The organism is Nostoc edaphicum CCNP1411, assembly GCF_014023275.1.
Lineage (GTDB): Bacteria > Cyanobacteriota > Cyanobacteriia > Cyanobacteriales > Nostocaceae > Nostoc > Nostoc edaphicum_A.
The window spans coordinates 1,724,067-1,740,902 of the sequence record NZ_CP054698.1 but is presented as its reverse complement, the minus strand read 5'-3'; the positions used below and the strand labels follow the sequence as shown (position 1 = coordinate 1,740,902).

Sequence of the window (16,836 nt, the reverse complement as noted above, 5' to 3'; positions counted from 1 at the left end):
TTTAAGTTGGCTTGCAAGATTCTACAGCGAATCTTTTGGCAGCCATGTCTATTATCTTTAGGGGAACATCTAGCAAGTCATTCAAGTTTATATCATACCTCCGGTAGTGTCATAAATGCAAGTGATTAAAAAAGATCTTCAAACATCATATTGACATCACTAGACATCATTAGTCTACACCGATCAACTTGGAATTGGAAGAATTTAGGACTTTCTTAATGTATTTTTTTTTTTAATCATCTAGTAGATAGTCTTTAACAGAAAAAATATATTTACAACCATTGATATATGAAACCTTTAAGCAGATATGCAGTGTAGCATGATGAAAGTGATGGTGGCAGATGTTGTCTGCTTAAGGCATATAGTAAGTTGTTTGAATTAGCAGTGAGGTTAAACACCTTAATAGTGTGATCAAGCACACACACTAGTAAAATACCACAACCATAGCACTTTCACCATGCGAGGATATAGCAGAAATGCATATTGCAGCTTGATATAAGTTGAAAAAAATTCCTCATATTTAAATGAGCCTATAGTTAAAAAAATGAAAATAAGTCGCAAGTTAGTTTTTTAAAACTCTAGGATTACGATGCGATCAAGTAAAGTACTAAATGCGTAGGAATACGATTTGATTCGGAAAACTTACTTGCGTAGAGAGGGAACTCTTAACAGGAAATAAGGGAATAAGTAAGTCGGCACGATAAAACGTATATATATTGAGTTTTGTTGAAAGTGTGGAATGGCCAATTTCTAAACTGTTTTTTGATTTTACATCTCGTCACAATTGTATGCAATTTGGCGATTCGTTAAGTGGGGCGATCGCTAAATCCTCTGGTTTGTCTTGCTCTGTGAAAGCAGTTTGTGTCATACTTACAGAAATTTCAATTACTAAATTCCGACTGACTTATAGTAGTATAAAATACTACTTGTGTAATGACTGATATTGAGGTCAAAAACTGACGAACAAAAGAAGGCAGGATTTAGGCTATAAGTAGTTGCGATCGCTTAACTCCGATAGAAGCATTTATAAGTTTGCAGGAAGATCAATTTTTCGCGGGATGGGATTCAGTAGTAGTAAAGTGAGTTTTGCAGGAGTATTTATGTCACAGTTGGAGCAAGCAGTGTCAGACACCTTTGTAGCCAAAGGCTTAGAAACTCTCCCCAATATTTTCGACCGAGTTGAGGCTCTAGCCAAAGACTTTGCCACCCGTGCAGGGGTACATGACAAAGATGGTTCCTTTCCCTTTGAGAATTTTACAGCTTTGCATGAGGCAGGATTACTCAGCCTCACCATTCCACATGAATTAGGTGGTCAGGGTTTGGGGTTGCCAACTATCTGTCGAGTGATTGAAGGGATAGCGCGTGGCGATGCTTCAACCGCGCTAGTACTGACAATGCACTATCTTCAACATGCTCATGCGGCTCGTAGTCGTCGCTGGCATCCAGAAGTATATAAGCGGCTGTGTCGTGAATCAATCGAAGGCATTGCCCTGCTCAATGCTGCCCGTGTTGAACCAGAGTTAGGAACGCCAGCTAGAGGCGGATTGCCTGCGACAATTGCCGAACGAACAATAGAGGGCTGGTGTTTAACAGGACATAAGCAGTACACCACGGGTAGTCCCATTCTTAGCTACTTTGTTGTTTGGGCACGGACAACTGAGGATGAACCACAAGTTGGAAGTTTTCTGGTTCCGCGCGATCTGCCAGGTTTGCGAATTGTTGAAACCTGGGATCACTTGGGGATGAGAGCGACAGGCAGCCACGATCTAATTTTAGAGAATGTATTAATTCCCTCAGAGTATGCTCTCAATATCAGCCCCATATCTGCGACGCCATCTTTTGATCCGCTGATTTCCACTTGGGGTAGTTTGACAGTAAGTGCTTTATATCTCGGTGTTGCTACTAGTGCGCGAGACTGGCTGGCTAAATATCTTTGGGAGCGATCGCCTTCTAATCTCAAAGAGCCACTGGCAACTCTGCCACGCTTCCAAACTGCTGTGGGTGAAATAGAAGCACTGTTGTTTGCTAACAATAGATTGATTTATAGTTTGGCTGAAGATATTGATAAAGGCGAGTATGAGCCTAATGTAGGTTTACAGGCACAAGCTGTTAAATATCTCACTACAACTAACTCAATTCGTGCTGTGGAGATTGCTTTAGAACTGACAGGTAATCCTGGTCTATTAAAAAGGAATCCTTTAGAACGACATTACCGTGACGTTCTGTGCAGCCGTATCCATACACCGCAAAATGATGTTATTTGCCAGTCTTTAGGGAAGTCGGTGCTGAAGGTAAAGTAGGTGGGGAGAGGGGGAGAAATAACTAATGCCCAATGCACAATTCCCAATATATATTTGGAATTATATCAAGGTTGGGTTGAAGAACAAAGCTTAATATTAAGCGTTAATTATTGGGTTTTATTTTGTTTAACTAATTTCACTATATTTATTTAGCTTTTAAAATCGATTTTAACTTCTGCTCTGCAATTAAGTGAGAAATCTATAGGAATCAGCTTTAATTTTTGATGAGTCCTATAGTACGGCACGACGTAAATCAACCATCCACTTTAACTCAATCAAATAGCAGTTTACATATTTCTTAGATTGATATATCCGTATTTGCTGCTTACATAGCTCACTCTGGCTATATTTCGCCCGATAAATGTATCAATCATGATTAACCTTTAATTAACTAAAATTTAACTCATGCATTAACTAATCATGTCATCTTCTTGACTATGGACATTCCGTTTATTCACTAAACTTTTAACTTGAAAAAGTAGTTATTTTTTGAGGTGAATTAGCGGAAATTCAATGTCCAACAAACTAGGAATTTTGTTATGAACAAGATGAACTTTAAGCTTAACAGCCTGACAGTATTAGGTCTAGTCTCAATAGTAACCGCCACATTTGGTCTATCAATATCTGCGGTTCATTCCCAAAGCGTCAGCACAGTTACGGTTGATGGTTCTAGCACCGTTTTCCCAATTACGGAAGCAGCAGCAGAAGACTTCCAAAAAGCGCAAAGCGGTAGAGTGAGAGTTACAGTAGGCGTTTCTGGTACTGGCGGCGGCTTCAAAAAGTTCTGTCGTGGCGAGACAGACATCTCTGGTGCATCTCGTCCCATCCTACAAAAAGAAATCGATGCTTGCAAAGCTGCGGGCATTCGTTATGTTGAACTACCAGTAGCTTATGATGCTTTAACAGTAGTGGTTCACCCCCAAAATTCCTGGGCAAAAAATCTCACAGTTGCCGAATTGAAGAAAATTTGGGAACCTGGGGCACAGGGTAAGGTCAACAACTGGAATCAGGTTCGTAACGGATTCCCCAATGCACCTCTGAAATTGTTTGGTCCTGGTGCAAACTCTGGAACCTTCGATTACTTTACCGAAGCTATTGTTGGCAAAGCCAAGTCTAGCCGGGGTGACTTTACTGCTAGCGAAGATGACAACGTACTTGTACAAGGTGTTAGCCGTGATAAGAACGCCCTTGGTTACTTTGGTTATGCCTATTACGCAGAAAATAAAAATAAACTCAAGGCAGTGCCAGTTAACGGCGTATTGCCTTCGGAAGCGACAGTGAAAAATGGTAGTTACAATCCACTATCTCGTCCCATTTTTATCTATGTTAGTTCCAAGTCTATTGACAAGCCACAAGTCAAGCAGTTTGTGCAATTTTACTTGCAAAATGCAGCTAAGTTTTCTCAAGAAGTAAAATACGTTGCTCTACCAGCGTCAGCATACACTACCGCCCAGAATCACTTCAATAAGAAGAGATATGGCACGATTTTTGGTGGTCAAGAATCAGTTGGGTTGAAAATTGAAGAATTATTAAGCCGTGAAGCCAGAGAATAAGCCTAATTGTGATTTTTGAACTAGTTCAAAATCTGCCATTCATCAAAGGGAGGTGTAGTACCTCTCTTTGTGTATTTAAATTCATCATACAAAAAGCGATCGCATCCCAGCATGAGTAGTGCAAAACAAACTCAACTTTCTCGAAAGCTAGTGCGTGATTTGCAAGAACGGGCAATTGAGTCTGTCTTGTTTCTAGCAGCACTTTCTTCTGTGGCAACTACATTAGCAATTCTTGGTATCTTATTTTACGAGTCAATTCTATTTTTTCAAAAAGTATCTTTATGGGAATTCCTTACAGATACTCAATGGACACCGTTATTTGATGATAAGCATTACGGTATTTTGCCCCTGATGACAGGAACATTAGTTACCACATTAGTTGCTTTATTAGTAGCAGTACCACTAGGTACAATTATTGCTGTTTACTTGAGTGAATTTGCTTCACCCATCCTTCGGGAAATTGTCAAGCCAGCTTTAGAATTGTTGGCGGGTATTCCCACGGTAGTTTACGGTTATTTTGCGCTCTTATTTCTCACACCCTTGTTGCAGGTAATTCTGCCAGATTTACCTGGTTTTAGTATGTTAAGTGCGGGACTCGTCATCGGTATTATGATTATTCCTTATGTCAGTTCCCTGAGCGAAGATGCCATGCGTACAGTACCCGCACATCTACGCGAGGCTTCTTATGCAATGGGGGCTACCCGCTTCCAGACAGCTTTGCGAGTCATATTACCAGCTTCTATTTCTGGCATCTCTGCGGCTTACATTTTGGGGATTTCTCGTGCGATCGGTGAAACGATGATAGTGGCTATTGCTGCGGGTGGACAACCAAACCTGACCCTTAACCCGATGGAACCAGCCGCTACAATGACAGCCTACATTGTATCGGTGAGTCTCGGCGACCTACCTCATGGCAGCCTGGAATATCAGACCATCTTTGCAGTTGGACTGACGTTAGTGCTAATGACTTTAGTCTTCAACATCATTGGTCATTTTCTCACCAAGCGCTATCGAGAAATTTATTGATATGACAACTCTTAATATTCAAGAAGTCCGTAAGACTATTAGTCGGAATAAGCGATCGCAATATATTTTCAACATTATTGGCATATTGTCAATGCTGTTTGGTATTGTCACATTACTGGCACTATTGTTTGATTTAATCACCGATGGTTTTCCACGTCTTTCGTGGCAATTTTTGACTTCGTTTCCTAGTCGCAGGGCGGAAGAAGCAGGTATTCTCTCAGCTTCGGTAGGAACGCTCTTGGTAATGTTTGTAACGTCTTTAGTAGCTATACCCATTGGTATAGCATCAGGTATTTACTTAGAAGAGTATGCCCGAAAAAATTGGTTGTCTGATGTAATTGAAATTAATGTCACCAACTTAGCTGGTGTTCCCTCGATTATTTACGGACTTTTGGCTTTGGGCGTGTTTGTTTATGGGTTCAACTTCGGCCGAAGCATTATTACTGCTGGCTTTACCTTGGCGTTATTGGTTTTACCAGTGGTGATCGTTTCTACTCGCGAGGCTTTACGTGCTATACCAAATAGTATCCGTGAAGCTGCCTATGCAACTGGGGCTTCTAAATGGCAAATGATTTGGGATCATATTTTGCCTTACTCAACAGGCACAATTCTCACTGGGATTATTGTTGCCTTGGCAAGAGCTATTGGTGAAACTGCACCCCTAATTACCATTGGTGCGCTGACATTTATAGCCTTCTTACCAGAACCACCAATTACTGGGCAGTTTCCCTACATCTCATTCTCTTGGTTACTCGCTCCGTTTACAGTTATGCCCATTCAAATGTTCGATTGGGTCTCTCGTCCCCAAGCTGAGTTTCAGGTGAATGCAGCAGCAGCAGGTATTGTTCTAATTGCCATTACTTTGGCTATGAACGCTGTAGCAATTTATATCCGCTATCGTTTACGCAAAAAAATCAAATGGTAGAAATTGCATCATCAACCTTAGAAAAATCCATCAAAGCTTCGGTCAATTATCTAAATTTCTACTACGGTGGAACAGTCCACGCTCTCAAAGACATTAATATGTCAGTGGGTGAAAAACAAGTAACGGCGCTGATTGGCCCTTCTGGATGTGGTAAAACCACTCTGTTACGTTGTTTTAATCGAATGCATGACCTCTATCCTGGAAATAGATATAAAGGGGAAATCACCCTTGAGCCAGATGGGATTAACCTGCTCAGTAATAAGGTTGACCCAATTGAGGTACGGATGCGGATTAGTATGGTGTTTCAAAGACCTAATCCCTTTCCTAAATCCATTTACGAAAATGTGGCTTATGGTTTGAAGGTGCGGGGTGAATCGAAACGTGCAGTCCTTGATGAAAAAGTAGAGAAAGCTTTGCATGAAGCAGCTTTGTGGAATGAAGTCAAGGATCGCTTGAATGATTTAGCTTTTAACCTTTCTGGTGGTCAACAGCAGCGATTGTGTATCGCCCGCGCTTTGGCGACTGACCCTGAGATTGTTCTATTTGATGAGCCGACATCAGCTTTAGACCCCATAGCTACCGCCAGCATTGAAGAGTTGATCGATCAATTAAAGGAAACGGTGACGATTTTGATTGTCACTCACAATATGCAGCAGGCCGCTCGTGTTTCTGATTACACCGCGTTTATGTATTTAGGTGAGTTGGTGGAATTTGATCGGACAGAAAAGATTTTTAATCACCCCTTGAAGCAACAAACGGCAGACTATGTGAATGGTCGTTTTGGATAAGAATATTTTATAGAAAACTCAAAGCTTGCTATATCTGGTTTCTCGCCCCTTCAAGCGATGTCTACGAGCGGGTAAGAGACTTCCAACTAAATAAAATATCCTATCGCGGTGTAGGCAGGGGGGCAGGGAGCAGGGAGCAGGGGGAGAAAGAAAAATATTATCTGAGTAAATTGGATAATTTATTTTCTGGAAGTCCCTAAAGCGATCGCATTTTGCGAAAATAGAGCAAGTTCAGCTAAGAATGATAATCACTTAAAAGTTGCGATAAAGCGCCTGCGATCGACAGGCGCTTTATTTTTTTATTTTCGTAGTAAATTTAATGATGATTAGAGTTTTTAAGTATCTAGTGAGTCTCTGAGGCTGAGGATATAACAAAAAATCTTAAAACGTAGACTATACAAGCATTTCAAACCCACATTCCGTACTTTGAACTTTCACAGATCCTACGATGGTAGTAAACTAGTACACTGTAGCGGAAGTTTGCCCTACCTTTATTTAACAAGGGGATTTTGCCCGTTCCGAGATTTAGTTGAACCCAGACATAGCTGCCAAAAACTGAAAATAGTTGTTGAATTTTACATATTCTTCTACATCATCTTGAATAACAAGCATCTAAAATTTAATTAATAAAGTTATTTTAGCTAAACATAATCGTCATTTTATAACAGTTGAGCCAATATTTTTAATTAAAAGAAAACACGGTATCTAAATATTATCAAAAATTTTCAACCTGAAATATAACAACAGAAAAATGGAATTAAAAATATCATGAGTGGTAAGGCATTTTTGAGCGACTAATCTTTTTCATGAGGAGGTACTAATCTAATGATTAAATTAAGTAGGCTTACAAAGCGCAACAATTATAACAACGAGATAAAATTTTGCTTTTTGAAATACCCTTTGCTTTTTATTGATAATATTTTTATCAATTTGTCAGAAAGGTTAAGTCATGAAAATATGACGATTCAGGGCAAGCAATCTTTCTACTTTCCCCCTTAACCAAGAGGTGTTAGTCAATGTGGAGAAGGTGGTAGAAAATGTCTGTAAAAAGTAAATTTTGGGACACGGCATTATATAAATATCTACTAACCACTTATCTGCTGGATGACTACTGTATAGCTACGTAATTTCCATGAATATCTCATTTTGGGAGTAACATAGTTAAACAGCATTGCTGATTTGTACTGTTTTACTAAATCAAGTTTTGTTTCACACGTTTTGGGAATATGAGTAAACTAATTCCAGCCATCAGAGTCAAAAACTTCAGCTTCTATTACGACACTCAAAAGATAGTTGAAGGCGTGTCAATGGATATTTACCAAAACCAAGTCACGGCAATTATTGGTTCTAGTGGTTGTGGTAAGTCTACTTTTCTTAAATCGTTAAATCGCATGACTGAATTAGAAGGAGATGTGAGGGTTGAAGGAAGAGTAGAATTTTACGGGCAAAGTATTTATGAGCGTCGTGTCAATATCAATCGTTTACGTCGCCAAGTGAGTATGGTTTTTCCCAAGCCAAATCTTTTTCCCATGAGCGTTTATGATAATGTAGCTTATGGCGTGAAATTAGTTGGATGGCATCCGAAAGTAGAATTAGATGGGATTGTTGAATCTGCCATTAAAGCTGCCGAACTTTGGGATGAAGTGAAAAATAAGCTGCACAAATCTGCTTTAGAACTTTCTGGTGGTCAACAACAAAGATTATGTATTGCTCGTGCTTTAGCAGTCAAACCGAATGTTTTGTTGATGGATGAACCTTGTTCAGGTCTTGATCCTGCTGGTAGTACGAAAATTGAGCATTTGATCCATAACTTACGCTCTGAGTTGACAATTGTGATTGTTACTCACAATTTGCAGCAAGTTACTCGCCTATCTGATTTTACGGCTTTCTTTTATAACAATGAAAATCGTATTACTCAAATGGTTGAATTTGGTACTACACATAAAATCTTTACTAACCCCGTGGATTGTCGCACTCGTGACTATGTTTTCGCCCGCGTTAGTTGAAGTATTTCTTAAATTCTAGCTATTCAGAGAGCTATGAAATAGTGCAAGCAGGCGGAAATGAGGAGTTAAATTTAATTTCCGCTTGCTTTGAGTTTTTTTGTGTTGGGCAATACGAACTGAACGTGAGTTCGATGAACCTCTCCCTCCCAGCCTCCCTCTCCGAAACGGAAAGGGAGGAGCAACGAAAAATTCAGCTTTTTGCTCCCCTCTCCGTGTCGGAGAGGGGTTGGGGGAGAGGTCAAATAAGACTTGTCGAACTCACGTTAACTGACGTTGACAGTATTTTTTTATACTATATACTTAAAGACAGGTATCTTTTTTAGACCACCTGAATCACAAGATGAAATGTCCTCTGTGCGAATCTACTTCATATTATAAAAATGGTCGTCACAATGACCAGCAGAATTACCTCTGCAAAAATTGTGGTAAACAATTCCTTGAGCCTGTATTTCCTCATTCCTTAAAAAGTGACTTGCTTGCTAACAGCAACGGGCACAGTAAAGTATCTATGGCTAAAGAGACGGAATTTTCTTTAGTGAAAAACCTAGTAGAAGAAAAAGTAGCAGAGAAAAGTCTTGGCTCTTTTAGTTTTATATTAGCTGAAAAACTGCTGCAAGCTATATTATCGCCTGATTGGCTAGAATCTGATATGTTCAGCCAATTGATCCTGAAAATTCAGCAAAAAAATGAAGTTAAACATCAGTTATAAACAGGAATATCTCTTCTACTTTTGGATGCAGAAAACTTAAAATTAGATATTAATTCTGAATTATTTTTAGCTTTTAGCTAGTGTTTGTCAGTATCCTCTCCAAGTTAAAATGGCATTTGCTAACTGGAGAAATCCCAGTATTGGTAAGCAAGATATTGAACTAAACCGTGGCTATCAACCTGACTTTTCACGTTATGTGGAAAAGTCCACAAAAAACCTAACCCCCTAACCCCCTTCCCGATGCGGGAAGGGGAAAATTCAAAGTCTCTCTCCTTTTAGGAGAGAGATTTAGAGAGAGGTTTTCCAGATGCCGTGAAAAGTCAGGGCTATCAACTTGTCCATGTGCCTGAAGGTAAAAATAGTGCTGATGCAAAAATGATTGCATTCGGTGCTTGTATTTTACGCTCTTATCCAACAGTTAAAGAAATATTAGTCTGTTCTAGCGATGGAATTTTAATTCACCTATGTAACGAACTCCAAAACCAAGGGTTGATTGTCTATTGGGTACGTAGACAAGGGCAAAGTTTGCATATAGAAAATCGTAATTCTGGCAAATTAACTCATTATTCATTATCAGTGGCAACAGAAGTTCCATCCTTGGAAAAAGTAAAAGTGGTTGATCCAATTCAAGATTTAATTAAAAGTGAACAGGAATTAATCAATGCTCAATTAAACAGGTTAGTAGATGTTGCAACGTTATTTCAAGAAAAATGTGATATTAATATTCAAGATAATTCGAGTTCACCAGAAAATGAGAAAGTCATTTCTGTCTTAGATAACTCTTTTACAGAATCTATTCCAGAAGCTAAAAAAGAAGATTTTGCGAAAGTTACTAATGGAAAAGCATTAGATAAAATACTATTAAAAGTTATTCAAGATATACAAAGAAAATCTCCTAAAACTAAATTATCTGTGTCTATGCTAGGCTCAGAGTTACGGAAAATTACCGGAGAATCACCCAATTCAATTATTAAAAAATTAAACTTAGGTTCTAGTTTTCTTAAATATCTAAAATCGTCTTCCACATTTACATTAAAAGCAAATGGCAAGGAATATGAGGTAACAGCACTACCCTGCGAGTAAATACTTTCTTGATGTCTACTTACAACCTGAGCCTGTAATTCAGTATTATGTAAAAAGATGTAAAGAAATGTAAATAATACGATGCAAGATAAAGTCGTTGTTATTGTCGGTGCTACTGGTGGTATTGGTTCAGCTTTAACACACAAACTTGCGCCTACCGGAGTCCGGTTGGTACTGGCTGCGAGAGATGCGGTTCGTTTAACAACACTGGCAAATGATTTACCAGGGCAAGTTTTGACCGTTCCCACTGATATTACTGATCCCCAACAGGTAGATACTTTGATAGAAAAGACCATCGCTGAGTTTGGTCAAATCGATATTTTAGTGAATGCAGCTGGTGCTGGTATACTCAAGCCCTACAACAGCCTGGAACCCGCTGATTTAGACAAGATGTTAGATGTCAACTTAAAAGGCAGTTTTTACACCACTCAGGCGGCTGCTGAAGAGATGCAAAAGCGCAAGTCTGGTCACATCTGTAATGTGGTAGGAATTTTGGGCAAGCATTCGATGGGGATGGCAGCAGCTTATTCTGCTTCTAAGTTTGGTGTTGTCGGTTTTAGCAAGTGCATGGCAGAGGAACTCAAGCGTTTTGGTATCAAGTTCACGCTATTCTACTTTGGTGGGGTAGATTCTCCTTTTTGGGATAACGTCAACCTAAAAGTAGACCGGAAAAAAATGCTCAGTGCTGAAACTGCTGCCAATGCTATTTTCTTTGCCATTTCTGCCGAACCGCAAGCTGTGCCAATGGAAATTAACATTCAATCTGATAGTCATCTGTTCTTTTAAAGGGGGAGTGCGCCTACATATTTCTTGCTTAGGAAAGACGTGAAAATCTAGCAAAAAAGGCAAAATTTACAGATATATAAACTTTTATGCTGGATTTTCAGTATCTATGAAAATTGATCACGTTCATTTCTATGTAGAAGATGCCAAAGTATGGCGGGATTGGTTTGTACACCATCTTGGTTTTCAACCAGTAACCGATCGCAGCAATTCATTTCACACTTGTACAGAAGTGGTGCAAAATGGCGCTGTATGCTTTTTTCTATCTTCACCACTGTTACCTACAAGTCCGGTAGCTGAGTTTCTGCGTCAATATCCACCTGGTGTGGCAGATGTCGCTTTTGCTGTGGAAGATGTAGAAGCTGCGATCGCACTAGCTCAAAAACACGGTGCTACAATCCTACAACCCGTCCAGGAACGCCAGGTGGGTACGGCATTCCTCAAATGTGGCAAAATTGCCGCCTGGGGTGGACTCACTCATACGTTGATAGAAAGGTCATTAGTTTTTGACAAAGGACAAAAGACAAATGACAACACTTTTACCGCCATAGATCACGTAGTGCTGAATGTGGCAGTTGGTGAATTAGAGCGTGCTGTGGCTTGGTACGAAAACATCCTAGATTTTCAACCACAGCAAGCATTTAAAATTAAAACCAATCGTTCAGCTTTACACAGCCAGGTGATGATTTCGCGTAACGGTAGCGTCCAATTGCCAATTAATGAACCGGCTTCCAGAAATTCTCAAATTCAGGAGTTTCTAGATGTCAACCGGGGCCCAGGAATTCAGCATATTGCTTTGCGGACAACTAATCTTGTAAGTGCGATCGCTAAATTTCGTGCCAGTGGTTTATCCTTACTCTCAGTTCCCCAAACCTACTATTCACAGCTGAAACAGCGTCCAGGACTGACACTATCACCTCTAGAACTGGAAGCGATCGCCCAACAAGAAATTCTCGTAGACTGGCAAGAATATACTCCCCTAGAGGGACGAAATCCCGCACCCTTATTACTGCAAATTTTTACTCAGCCAATTTTTGAGCAGCCGACATTTTTCTTTGAGTTTATTGAGCGTCGTTTCCAAGCTCAAGGTTTTGGGGAAGGAAACTTTCGCGCCTTATTTGAAGCCATTGAAAGCGAACAAATCAAACGCGGGACTTTGCAATAACGACTTCTAAGCTAAAAATATTCAATTTGTATAACCGAATGAAACATAACTCTAGTGGGGTGTACATCTTATACTAATTCACGATTTGCTAACGCCCCGCTCCGCTAACGCAATTAAAAAACTTAGATACAGCAAAGCTTTCAGAGGTTACATTTGTATCAGATTCTTCGTGAAATGGTATTACCATTGGTGTCAAGTTAAGGCTGATATCAAGTCCGGTTAATTTAGTTATGATTACCGAATCTATGCAGAAACCCAAAAACTCCTCCCCTGCTCCCCTGCTCAAGAGCAGGCTTTGAGAGGTGTGGTGAGAAATCCGGGCTTCCTCTGTGACTCTCCACCCCCCTTCTGCTGCCTTAATGATAAGTCTTTAACCGGACATGATATGACACACTGCCTCTTTCCTTCTGCCTCCTGCCTTCTCTTGTAAATCAGTTGAGAGGGTCGAAACGATTTACTATAATTGATACTCCAATCATTGGCAATCCTATAAGGAAGCAAATTAACCATTGATTTAAATTCAGTGGCGCAGTAGAAAATAAGCTATTCATTAAGTTCCACTGACTAAAAATAATCTGCAAAACTATTGTAGTAGCAATACCAATTCCCATTGCTGAGGCATCACTAAATGTCTGCCTGACTCCCCGAATCGTATTAACTAGAGCCATTCCTAATTGACTAATACTTAAAAGATAAAAAATTCTCCCGGCGACTAAAGCCTGAATTGCCATTGTTCGGGCTAAATCGATATTTCCTGTAGTTTGTCGTATCCATTCAAATACACCAAAAATCAAAATCCAGTTAAAGAGAGAAACTGTCAGAATCCGCTTGACTAAACTTTTAGAAAGTAACGGTTCGCGGGGGCTGCGGGGTGATTGTTCCATTACCCGTTCAGACTTTGGCTCAAAGGCTAAGGGTACTGTCATGGCAATAGAATTAACCATATTCAGCCACAAAACTTGTAAAGATAAAATGGGCAATTCTCTGGCAAATAAAACACTAATCAAAATCGTCATCGATTCGCCACCATTAACCGGTAGAATGAAGGCGATCGCTTTGAGCAAATTTCGATAAACAGTCCGCCCTTCCTCGACAGCAGCTTCTATTGAGGCGAAGTTATCATCAGTCAAAATCATATCTGAGGCTTCTTTGGCTACCTCTGTACCAGCACCTCCCATTGCAATACCAATATCTGCTTGTTTTAGGGCTGGTGCATCATTGACACCATCCCCAGTCATGGCAACAACCTCTCCTTTAGCTTGGAGGGCTTCAACAATGCGAAGTTTCTGTTCGGGAGCAACACGGGCAAATACTGCCCCATCTTCTATCGCTGTAGCCAGTTCTGATTGATCCATTTGAGCCAGTTCATTGCCTGTAAAAGCTAGAACTTCACCATTTTTATTGAAGCCCATACTTTGAGCGATCGCTCTTGCAGTTACAGCATGATCGCCTGTAATCATTTTGACTTGAATCCCAGCATTTTGACAGGCTTCTACAGCCTTGATAGCCTCGCTTCTGGGTGGATCAATCATCCCTTGCAATCCCAAGAAAACCAAATCCTTTTCGATATCTGCATGATCGAGTGAATCTTGAGTATGGGATACAGATTTATTCGCAAAAGCTAGCACCCGTAACCCAAGATTCGCCATCACATCAACTTCTTGATGTATGGTTTCTGCATTTACAGGGGTAAGGTTTCCCTCAGCATTTAACATCTGCTGACAACGTTTCAGAATTGCCTCTACCGAACCTTTAACGTAAATAGTTTTAACTCGTGAAGAATTTTCTCTACTCCCATCTTCATGCAAAGTTGCCATATATTGAAACTCAGATTCAAATGGGATGACATCCAGCCTGGGCATTTGGGCTTCTAAGTTATTGCGATTCAGTCCAACTTTATCAGCAACGGCGATCAATGCTCCCTCTGTCGGATCTCCAAAAACCTGCCATTGTCCTTCCTTTTGTTCTAGATAGGAGTCATTGCATAACAAACCGGCTTTGAGACATTCTGCTAAAGCTGGAAGATTCTGCCAATCTATTGGCTGTTCATCTAATAAAATTTCTCCTTCAGGTGCATATCCCGTACCAGTAGCCGTATATTGTTCACCGCCTACATAAATTGCTTGTACAGTCATCTGGTTTTCGGTTAGCGTACCAGTTTTGTCAGAGCAGATAACTGTAGCACCGCCAAGAGTTTCCACCGCTGGCAATTTCCGAACGATCGCATTTCGCCGCGCCATCCGCGAAACCCCGATTGCTAGTGTCACAGTTACTACAGCTGGCAATCCTTCAGGAATCGCACTCACAGCAAAGGCAACAGCCGCTTCAAACATTTCTGCCCAGGTATTGCCGTATGCCAGCCCAACTGCAAATGTCAACGCTGCGATGCCGAGAATGATGTACAGCAAGGTGCGGCTAAATTTATCAAATTTTCGAGTTAAGGGAGTTTTCAGACTCGTTCCTTGCTCAATGAGTTGGGAAATGCGTCCGGTTTCCGTGGCTTCTCCAATGGCCACCACAATCCCACTACCAGTACCAAAGGTGACAAAGCTACCAGCATAAGCCATATTGAGGCGTTCAGCTAGGGCTGTATCTGCATTCAATGGTTGTGTATTTTTTTCCGTAGCGACTGACTCACCCGTAAGTGCTGATTCATTCACTTGCAGATTTCGGGATTTGATCAAACGCAAATCCGCTGGTACTTTATCGCCAGAAGTCAGTAGTACCAAATCCCCTGGTACTAACTCCATTGAGGGAACTTGTACCTTTTGGCCGTTGCGAAGGATAGTTGCATTGGTTTGTACTGAAGAAGCTAAGGCTGCGATCGCACTTTCGGCTTTCGATTCTTGAATAAAACCAATAATCGCGTTAATTAGGGTTACACCCCAAATTACCCCAGCATTTACCCACTGTCCGATTAAGGCTTTGATTGCACCCGCAATCAGCAAAATGTACAATAACGGCTGGTTAAATTGCAACAAAAACCTTAATACTGGGCTAGTTCCACGTTTACCCTTAAGTTCATTAGTACCAAAACGTTCTTGCCGTTTCACCACCTCATCTGAAGTTAAACCTGTTTCTAAATTTGCGTCTAAATGTTGAGCTACCTTCTGTGCCGGTAGATTGTGCCATTCACGTGGCTGCATAATTTTTTCAGATGTTGCTGTCATTTTGTTTGCGCCAAAATTGACTATTAGCTGATCAGCAAAATTATGATAAATAAATGTGATGCAAATGTGAGCAAAATGCTGTGTTGCTCATTTACAGTATTTTAGCGGATATCATAGAACCCAGAAATGTTGAATGCTGATACAAAACTTTACATAGATAGTTACACTAACTCTAAAAAGGCTAAATTAGTCAACATAACATCATCTCCTCAAACCAATGAACATAGCTGATTTTCTGACACATACAAGATTGCAAATAGCGGAATTTATCTAATAGTGTATGTCCCCATTGTGCGGGAATAGATAAAAGCTGTAAAATCAGATAAGCTATTAAACTAACGTAAATTTGTATGGTGATACCGTTGACGTTTTTGGTAATTAATTTGTCAAGTTTTAAGTGCATCTTTAAAAAACTTCCACAAGAGTTCAACTCCCCAACGTAATCGATAAATATCCCTAATTTCATCATCATTAACAGCTGCATCTCCCGACTTTGGTAAATTAGTCACTAAGCGGAACTCAGTTTTCGTTTCTAAATCACAAAAAATTAATGACTCTATAGGCAATAGCCTCATCAGATGCACCTACTTTGACTAATCCAGTTGCATCCTCAAATTCTAGTAACGAAATTGTTTTTTAATCCGCAAAACAAAATATTTGTTTTCTTGTACCAATTCTTGAATGAATTTTAATCCCGCAAAGCCTCTATCCATTACCCCCTACAGCATTAGTTGGGAGACTAGACATCATCTTGGAACCAAATTTATAATCATGATCATGTCCAAAATTGATCAAGTTATCTTCTGGGCTACCTGTAGCTAAATTCAAAGAACTAAAAAGTTTGACTTGATGATGACCCAAAACCCATAACAATTTACTTGTCAGGGTAATAATTGTTGAATCAATAGGACAAATAGCATATTTATCGTGTAATTTTTTTGTGAATTTTCTTCTGTACTAATTCATTTAATTTTTGGTAAATTCCTTGAAATTGTTTTTGGCTTCGATGTAAATTTGCTTTAGAAAAAGTAGAAATATCTACCTCAAATCCTGTATTGTTTAATCTCTTAAATAAATCTCGCATACTTGTTAAGCTATTATCCAGAGCATAGGATAGCCAGCACTCAAAGAATAGACGACTATTCAATACTGGATAATCATTTTTTGGCAGGCTTTTCAAGATATCTTTGACAATTTTGGGAAATGAATTTATAATCACAATCAAACTAATATAGTTTAAGCCTTCGCCCAAAAATACCATATTTTGGGCTATTTTTATCGGATTTTTCTTACCGTTCAACACTTCTGCATAGAACCCCATTAATTTT

The 16,836-nt window shown here is 39.8% G+C and carries 11 protein-coding genes and 1 pseudogene; 10 read left to right on the top strand and 2 right to left on the bottom strand.

What is annotated here, in order from left to right; translation table 11 throughout:
- Positions 1 to 1,100: 1,100 nt before the first annotated feature.
- The 10 genes from HUN01_RS09995 (at position 1,101) to hppD (ending at position 12,338) form a co-directional block, all read left to right on the top strand.
- Positions 1,101 to 2,300, top strand: coding sequence for an acyl-CoA dehydrogenase family protein (locus tag HUN01_RS09995; protein ID WP_181931128.1), 1,200 nt, complete (start codon positions 1,101 to 1,103; stop codon positions 2,298 to 2,300).
- A gap of 539 nt (positions 2,301 to 2,839) precedes the next feature.
- On the top strand, positions 2,840 to 3,853 hold the full coding sequence (locus tag HUN01_RS09990) for a PstS family phosphate ABC transporter substrate-binding protein (RefSeq protein WP_181931127.1): 1,014 nt from the start codon (positions 2,840 to 2,842) through the stop codon (positions 3,851 to 3,853).
- A 111-nt stretch (positions 3,854 to 3,964) separates the two neighbouring features.
- Positions 3,965 to 4,879, top strand: coding sequence for a phosphate ABC transporter permease subunit PstC (gene pstC, locus HUN01_RS09985; protein WP_181932636.1), 915 nt, complete (start codon positions 3,965 to 3,967; stop codon positions 4,877 to 4,879).
- A gap of 1 nt (position 4,880) precedes the next feature.
- Complete coding sequence (pstA, locus tag HUN01_RS09980) at positions 4,881 to 5,804, top strand: phosphate ABC transporter permease PstA (protein WP_181931126.1); 924 nt, start codon at positions 4,881 to 4,883, stop codon at positions 5,802 to 5,804.
- Positions 5,798 to 6,592 carry a phosphate ABC transporter ATP-binding protein PstB gene (gene pstB, locus HUN01_RS09975; RefSeq protein ID WP_181931125.1) on the top strand — a complete coding sequence of 265 codons (795 nt, stop codon included), beginning with the start codon at positions 5,798 to 5,800 and terminating at the stop codon, positions 6,590 to 6,592. The genes pstA and pstB overlap by 7 nt, the downstream gene beginning before the upstream one ends.
- A gap of 1,226 nt (positions 6,593 to 7,818) precedes the next feature.
- Entirely contained in the window at positions 7,819 to 8,598 is a 780-nt protein-coding gene (locus tag HUN01_RS09970; protein ID WP_181931124.1) for a phosphate ABC transporter ATP-binding protein, read from the top strand.
- A 340-nt stretch (positions 8,599 to 8,938) separates the two neighbouring features.
- A complete protein-coding gene (locus tag HUN01_RS09965) occupies positions 8,939 to 9,307 on the top strand; it encodes an IS1/IS1595 family N-terminal zinc-binding domain-containing protein (protein ID WP_181931123.1) in 369 nt (122 codons plus the stop codon).
- A 312-nt stretch (positions 9,308 to 9,619) separates the two neighbouring features.
- Positions 9,620 to 10,390: an NYN domain-containing protein gene (locus tag HUN01_RS09960; RefSeq protein ID WP_238846135.1), complete on the top strand. Its 771-nt coding sequence runs from the start codon at positions 9,620 to 9,622 to the stop codon at positions 10,388 to 10,390.
- An 81-nt stretch (positions 10,391 to 10,471) separates the two neighbouring features.
- Complete coding sequence (locus tag HUN01_RS09955; RefSeq protein WP_181931122.1) at positions 10,472 to 11,176, top strand: SDR family oxidoreductase; 705 nt, start codon at positions 10,472 to 10,474, stop codon at positions 11,174 to 11,176.
- A gap of 106 nt (positions 11,177 to 11,282) precedes the next feature.
- The gene (hppD, locus tag HUN01_RS09950; protein WP_181931121.1) at positions 11,283 to 12,338 is read left to right on the top strand and encodes a 4-hydroxyphenylpyruvate dioxygenase; all 1,056 of its coding nucleotides are present in this window, start codon (positions 11,283 to 11,285) and stop codon (positions 12,336 to 12,338) included.
- Positions 12,339 to 12,769: 431 nt separating this feature from the next.
- Here hppD and HUN01_RS09945 read toward each other — a convergent pair whose 3' ends face one another.
- Both HUN01_RS09945 and HUN01_RS09940 read right to left on the bottom strand, forming a co-directional pair.
- Positions 12,770 to 15,508 (bottom strand): cation-translocating P-type ATPase, encoded by a 2,739-nt coding sequence (locus HUN01_RS09945; protein WP_181931120.1) that lies wholly within the window; start codon positions 15,506 to 15,508, stop codon positions 12,770 to 12,772.
- Between the two features lie 190 nt (positions 15,509 to 15,698).
- Positions 15,699 to 16,727, bottom strand: a pseudogene (locus HUN01_RS09940) (IS4 family transposase).
- Positions 16,728 to 16,836: the final 109 nt, after the last annotated feature.